This window comes from Planctomycetota bacterium (assembly GCA_038746835.1).
In the GTDB taxonomy this organism is placed as follows: domain Bacteria; phylum Planctomycetota; class Phycisphaerae; order Tepidisphaerales; family Tepidisphaeraceae; genus JBCDKH01.
On record JBCDKH010000219.1, the window covers coordinates 1 to 5702 of the forward strand.

Annotated in this window: 5 protein-coding genes; 1 reads left to right on the forward strand and 4 read right to left on the reverse strand. The window is 66.5% G+C overall.

Annotation, left to right across the window (positions count from 1 at the left end; translation table 11 throughout):
* Positions 1-120: 120 nt before the first annotated feature.
* From AAGI46_15265 to AAGI46_15275, 3 genes are all read right to left on the reverse strand, one after another.
* Positions 121-1179, reverse strand: coding sequence for a glycosyltransferase family 4 protein (locus AAGI46_15265; protein MEM1013566.1), 1059 nt, complete (start codon positions 1177-1179; stop codon positions 121-123).
* Positions 1176-1880: a gamma-glutamyl-gamma-aminobutyrate hydrolase family protein gene (locus AAGI46_15270; GenBank protein ID MEM1013567.1), complete on the reverse strand. Its 705-nt coding sequence runs from the start codon at positions 1878-1880 to the stop codon at positions 1176-1178. The genes AAGI46_15265 and AAGI46_15270 overlap by 4 nt, the downstream gene beginning before the upstream one ends.
* A 123-nt stretch (positions 1881-2003) precedes the next feature.
* On the reverse strand, positions 2004-3374 hold the full coding sequence (locus tag AAGI46_15275) for a PEP-CTERM sorting domain-containing protein (GenBank protein MEM1013568.1): 1371 nt from the start codon (positions 3372-3374) through the stop codon (positions 2004-2006).
* 143 nt (positions 3375-3517) lie between these two features.
* Between AAGI46_15275 and AAGI46_15280 the strand changes: the two genes are divergently transcribed.
* Complete coding sequence (locus AAGI46_15280) at positions 3518-4156, forward strand: SprT family zinc-dependent metalloprotease (protein ID MEM1013569.1); 639 nt, start codon at positions 3518-3520, stop codon at positions 4154-4156.
* Positions 4157-4319: 163 nt separating this feature from the next.
* On the opposite strand, the gene AAGI46_15285 is transcribed toward AAGI46_15280, so the two are convergent.
* On the reverse strand, positions 4320-5702 hold a 1383-nt coding region (locus AAGI46_15285; GenBank protein MEM1013570.1), incomplete at its 5' end, for an EF-Tu/IF-2/RF-3 family GTPase.

Consider the following 5702-nt stretch of genomic DNA (forward strand, 5'->3'; position numbering starts at 1 on the left):
CCCCTGTGGGGCCCGCCTGAGGGTTCGCCGGCGGGCCTCCCCCCCGCAGCTACCTTCCCGATCGGACACTGGCTCCGTGCTCATCGCGGGTCACGACGCTCATGTCGGAACCGACTCGTCTCATTGATTTACGAGACGCATCCGATATCGCTCGATGACGGAGGTCCAGAGTCGTTCGGTGCGGACCCAGCGAAGTGCTTGATCGGAGAGTCGATGCAAGAGTGCGGCTTCGTCTCGCGCTTGGCTGAGCGTCTCGGTCAGCGTCGGACGACGAGCGCCGGCGAGGTCGAAGAGCAGGCCAGTGTCGTCGTGGCGAATGACGTCGCGGATGCCGGGGGCGTCGGCACCGATCACAGGCACGCCCGCGGCCATAGCTTCGATGAGGACGAGACCGAAGCCTTCTGCCTCGCTGGGCAAAACCAGCACGTCGGCGTCGGCAAGAGCAACGTCTTTGTCGGCCCAACCATGGATGTGGACGCGATTTGAGCCAGACGCCGCCTGTTCGATGCGGCTTCGCTCCGGGCCGTCGCCGAAGACGTCGAGCGTGACGTTCTCGACCTGGCGAACAGCGTCGATCAGCATCGGGACGCGCTTCACCGGATCGAACCGCCCAAAGAAGACGACGCAGAGCGGCGAACCGGCGTCCCGAGCCGGCTTCGGCTGATCGACGACGGTCGCTTCATCGACGCCGTTCGGGATGACGTGCACCCGATCGGCCGCGACGCCAGCTCGGGATCGCGCGACATCGGCCACGCTTGGCGACGGCACGATGACGCCGGTCGCATGCTTCGCGGCCCAACGCTGCACCGGCCAGTGCCATCGCGGACGCGGCTGCGTCGTCTGAATCGACTGCCACCATCGCACGCCCGGCCGACCACGCGATGCGATCGCTGCGACGGTGTTCGCATGGACCAGCAGGCTTAGCACGACGTCGATCTCATGCTCATCGACGAGTCTGCCGAGGCGCGCGACAGCGTGAGGCAAGCCGAGGACACCGACGTCGAAGGCCGTCACGTCGACGCCCGCGTCGACCAGCTCCGTCGCGACCGCGTCCATCCCGCCGAGGCAGGCGACCTCGACATGCAGATCGTCCGTCGGCAGTCGCGTCGCCAACTCCTTGACGACCGTCGGCGTGCCGCCGGGCTTGAGGTCGGTGACAAACAGCAACAGCCGCGTCATGACGCCGCCCGCACCAGCGCTTCGAACAAAGCTGCCTGTCGCGACTCGCCTTCGATCGACTGTCGCTCCGGGTGCCACTGCACGCCGAGCCAGAACGGCTTCGTCGGATCTTCGATGGCCTCGACCGTCGTGTCCTGCGCGACGGCCGACGCGACAAGCCCCTCGCCGACCCGGCCGACGGACTGGTGGTGGCTGGTGTTGACGGCCAGAGCGACGACGCCGCAGGTCTTGGCAAGGAGGCTCTCCGGCCGGAGCGCGACGTCGTGCCGTTTGCTCCAGCCTTCGGGCTGGCGTGCGTGGAGTTCAGCCCGGCCGAGGTCGCCCAGGTGCTGGATGAGGCTTCCGCCGCGGACGAGGTTCATGATCTGCATGCCGAAGCAGATGCCCAGCGCCGGGATGCCGCGACGCTCCGCCTCCGTGACGAGGGAGCGCTCGTGTCGCTCGCGCTTCGGGTCGACCTGATTGCAGGCTGGATGCCACTCTTCGCCCCAGGCCGCCGGATCAGGATCGTTGCCGCCGGAAAAGACGATGCCCTGAACAAACGACGGCAGTTCCAGGTCATCGTGAAACGGCAGCAGCACCGGTTCGCCGCCGGCGAGGCGGACGGCTTCGACGCAGGCATACGACAACTGGTACCGGTCGCGGCTCCGGTCGTGATCGAGGGTGATGCCGATGACGGGCTTGCGTTTGATGGGCTCAATCTACGCGCGATCCAAGTCGGGAAACACCGAAGGAGCTGTCGTGTGCGTGAAGCGACCCTCCCCGACGCATGGTCGGGAAGGGTCGAGTCCAATCCGGATGATCGCTTCGCTCACATCACGGCTTCAGCGACGACGGCGCAGAAGCGTCAGCGCACCCGCACCGAGCATCGCGATGCTGCCAGGCTCGGGAATGACGACGCTGACGCGGAACGCAGACTCGAGGTCGTCGCCAGAGCCGGTCGTGCCGAGCGTGTCGACGTCGGCGGTGAAGTAGACGTCGACGACGCCGTTGATTCGCTCGCCCACGGCCAGGTTGCGAAGGCCCGTGAAGTTCGAGAGCGTTCCCGCGTCGGCCGCATCGACGACGCCGTCGTTGTTGGAGTCGACCGCGTCGCCCTCGACGAGGACGATCTCGCCGTTGACGATGAGGACCTCGACGTCGCCCGAGCCGAAGTCGACGTCCCAGATGACGGCCCAGTCGCCGCTCTCGTTGAGGTCGGCCCATTCGATCGCACCGTCGACGGTCCCACTGCCGATCGCGTCGCCTTCACGCAGGACGATCTGGTCACCCAGGTAGAGAAACTCGTCGAAATTGAAGTCGCCCGCCGTGTCGCCGGTGACGAGCAGCGTTCCGGCCTCGTTGATCTTGACGGCGTCGAAGTTGTCCCACGCCTCGCCCGCAAGACCACCAGCGGCCGCCTCGATGGCCGTGCCCTCGCGGAGCAGCCCGCCACCCGCGCTGGTCGCGGCGACGTCGTTGACGACGATGATGCCGTCAACCGAGGTCAGCGCGTCTAGTGCGACCTCGTACGCGTAAAACGTGCCGTCTGCGCTCACGCCGCCACCGAAGCCCGGCGAGGCGGAGGAGCCGACGATCTCGCCGCCGGTGCCACCGACAACGTCGCCAGCAACGATGAGCGGTTTGACATCGCCGACGTCGTCGACGCTGAAGACGCCGCGTGCCTGCGTTCCGCCGCCCTGGACCGTCCCGAACCCACCGACGAAGTGCCCAAGACCCCCGGAAGAGATGTCAGGTCCGGAGCCAAACGTCCAAAACGTGCCAGGAACGGGTGTGGCCTCGGGCTCGAGGATCGCCTTGATCGAGTTGCGGTAGATGGCCTCGTCTCCGTCGATGACGAGACCGTTGAGGACGTCGAGCGTGTCGCTGACGCCGAAGAAGCTCTCGACACCCGTCACTGTGCCTTCGGCCAAAACGTCGCCCTCGCTGCGGAAGAGAGTGAGCGTCGACGGGTCGAGCGAGCTGGTGGCGTAGACCCGGCTCAGGCTGTCGGTGTCCGCCAGCGTCACGCCCCAGCCGCCGACGCCGTTGGCGGCGACGTTGCTGATGGTGTCGACGATGACGGCCGAGTCGCCCGGCAGTGCCGAGCCCTCCGTAAGCAGCGCCGAGGCAACGAGTTGACCCGCCGCCGGCGAGGCCGCCGCAGCGACCACGGGGACGGCGAACAGAACACGATGAGATTTCGACAGACGCATCTCTCTCCAAGATTTGAGCAACACTCACCCGCAGCGACCGACTCGCCGCGCTGCCGACAAACGTCGCGATTTCATTCGATAAGTCAAGGCAAATTGATCATGCACGGCGGCAGCTGCCCTCTCGCGAACCGCTAGCGTCAGCCGTGCAGCACCCTGAGCTCACGCGCCTGGGAATCGACGTTCGCGTCCGCCGCCACGCCCGCGCCCGGCGGGTCAGCATGCAGCTCAGCGACGACGGCCTTCGCGTGACGCTGCCGAGGCGGGCACCCCTCGCTGCCGCTCGTCAGCTGATCGACCAGCACCTCAGCTGGATCGTCGAGCGACGCGAGAGCCAGCAGCAACGTGACGACGACGCCCGACACGAGCTCGGCCTGACGCCCGGCCACGTCCTGCTCCGCGGCCGGCCAACCTCGCTCGACGACCTGCCAAAACCGAGCGAGCCTCACCTCCGCAAGCTCGCTCGCGCTGACATCGAAACCGCACTCGACCATCGACACGACGTCGCCAGGCGACCCTGGAACCGACTGACGATCCGCGACCAGCGGACCCGCTGGGGCAGCTGCTCAACCCGCGGCACGCTCTCGTTCAACTTCCGCCTCGTCATGGCCCCGCCGGCAGTGCTGGACTACCTCGTCGTCCACGAACTCTCACATCTCGACGTGCCCAACCACTCGCGGGCGTTCTGGCAGACCGTCGCCGCGAACTGCCCCGATTACAAGGAGCACGAAGCGTGGCTCAATCGCTTTGGGGGAACGCTGCTCCGTTGGAAGGCTCCGAGGTAATCGACGTGGCACGTGTCGATCACGAAATCCATATGGAGAGTTAGCCGCCCGCGTCAGCGGGCGCGTGCCAACACCGCGTGCGCCCGCTGACGCGGGCGGCTACGTCATCCAAACTCGAGAGCGGAACCGCTCCCCTCCTGAGGTCGTCACAACCACACCGAACTCACGCCATCGCCAGCGCGGCGTCTTTGGCTTGCTTGGCCTTGCTGCGGTCGGCGCGCTTGCGATCGGTCTCCTTGAGCATCTGCTTCCGCAGCCGAACCGCCGTTGGGGTCACCTCGACGTACTCGTCGCCCTCGACGTACTCCAGCGCCTGCTCGACGGTGGGCTTCCATGCGGGCTTGAGGTACTCGGCCGCGTCCTTGCTGGTCGTGCGGAAGTTGGTCAGCTGCTTCGCCTCGGTGATGTTGACGACGATGTCGTTGTCGCGGGCGTGCTCGCCAACGACCATGCCCTCGTAGACCTCGTCGGTCGGGGCGACGAACAGCGTCCCGCGCTGCTGGAGCTCGTTGATCTTGTACGTCGTGGCCTTGCCAGCCATGTTGGCGATCATGACGCCCGCTGATCGTCCGCCAGGGTCGCTCTTGGCGGCCGGCTGATACGCGGCGAAGTTGTGGTGGACGATCGCCTCGCCCGCCGTCGCCGTCAGCAGCCGCGTCCGCAAACCGATCAGCCCACGGGCAGGAATCGAAAACTCGAGGTGCGTTGTGCCTTGGCGTTGATCCATCTTCTCCAGCGTCCCGCGACGCAGGCCGACCATCTCCATCACCGGCCCCTGCTTATCCTCGGGAACGTCGACCACCAGCCGCTCGACCGGCTCCATCAACTGACCGCTCTCGTCCTTCCGCAGGACAACTTCCGGCTTGCCGACCGACAGTTCGTATCCCTCGCGACGCATCGTCTCGATCAGAATGCCCAGGTGCATCAGCCCACGACCGCTGACCCGCATCGCGTCGTTGTCGGCCGTGTCTTCGACCTTCAGCGCGACGTTGCTCTCCAGCTCACGATGCAGACGATCGCGGATCTTGCGGCTCGTCACGTGATCCCCGTCCTTGCCGACGAACGGCGAGTCGTTCACGCGAAACGTCATCGTCAACGTCGGCGGCTCGATCTCCAACGCCGGCATCGGACTCGGATTCTGCGGGTCGATCACGCTGTTCCCGATCTCCACATCCGGCAAGCCCACGAGCGCCACGATGTCCCCCGCCGACGCCTCGTCGACGTCCTTCCGCCCGAAACCCTCGAAGACCTGCACCTGCTGAACCCGGCCCGCCTTCTCGCCCTCCCGGCCGACGGTCTTGATCTGCATGTTCGTCTTGATCGTCCCGCCCCAGACCCGCCCCACGCCGATCCGCCCGACGTACTCGCTGTACGCCAGCGTCTGAATCCTCATCCGCAGCGGCCCATCGACGTCGGCTTCGGGCCCCGGCACCTGCTTCAAGATCGCCTCGAAAATCGGCCGAATGTCCTCGCCCTTCTGGTCGACGTCCTCACTCGCCCAGCCGTCTCGCCCGCTCGCGTAGAGCACCGGGAAATCGAGCTGATC

Bases quoted from the DNA above. Each gene is read 5' to 3' on its own strand.
- AAGI46_15265 (MEM1013566.1), bottom strand. From the start codon at position 1,179: ATGACGCGGCTGTTGCTGTTTGTCACCGACCTCAAGCCCGGCGGCACG.
- AAGI46_15275 (MEM1013568.1), bottom strand. From the start codon at position 3,374: ATGCGTCTGTCGAAATCTCATCGTGTTCTGTTCGCCGTCCCCGTGGTC.